This is a genomic window from Mycetocola manganoxydans (assembly GCF_003667545.1).
Lineage (GTDB): Bacteria > Actinomycetota > Actinomycetes > Actinomycetales > Microbacteriaceae > Mycetocola_A > Mycetocola_A manganoxydans.
The window spans coordinates 1-646 of sequence record NZ_RCUV01000031.1 but is presented as its reverse complement, the minus strand read 5'-3'; the positions used below and the strand labels follow the sequence as shown (position 1 = coordinate 646).

Annotated in this window: 1 pseudogene; it reads right to left on the bottom strand. The window is 66.7% G+C overall.

Annotation, left to right across the window (positions count from 1 at the left end):
- Positions 1-29 precede the first annotated feature (29 nt).
- Positions 30-646: pseudogene (locus D9V29_RS15015) on the bottom strand (hypothetical protein); the annotation flags it as partial.

Genomic DNA, 646 nt, shown 5'->3' with positions numbered 1-646 from the left:
TTTCGCAGGCGCGGAAAATCGTTGTTCTCCTATTTGTCCCCGCTGAAGATGTTTCCAAGTCCGCCGAGTCCGGGGATCTCGAAATTGGAACCGAAATCGGAAATTTGTTCGCCGAGTCCGGTCACGTACTCGCCTGCACCGTTGGTGATGCCGTCGAACCCGCCCGCAAGGTTCTCGAAGTCGACGCCGATTCCGGCTGCCTGCTCGAGTAGCGGCGTGGCGACGTTGCTGAGCACGGCGCCGCCGGCGACTGCGGCCAGTAGACTGCCCGCGGCACCGAGCCCGACCCCCGCAACGGCCCCAATGCCTGCTCCCGCCGCAGCACCGGCGGCCCCGCGGGTGGCCGACTTCGCGAACAGTTTGCGCAGGAAGCCCGGGTTGTGTGCTTCGCCGCGAGCGGCCGATCGGGCGAGGTCCTCGGGGCTTGAAGACGCCGGCTGTTCGTTAGCGGGTAGCTCCGCGCGCAGCTGCGTGTCGACCTGGTTTCGTTGAGCGGGGGTCAGACGGGCGAACGCGTCACGGTGGACCTGCTCGAGCTGCTCCGGCTGCGCCGTCTTGAGGAGGTAGTCGTATCGGGCAATAGCAGCTCGGTCTTCAGGGCTCCCGGCTGACGGCTCGGGCGCTTGTGATGCGCTTGGGTGCGGGG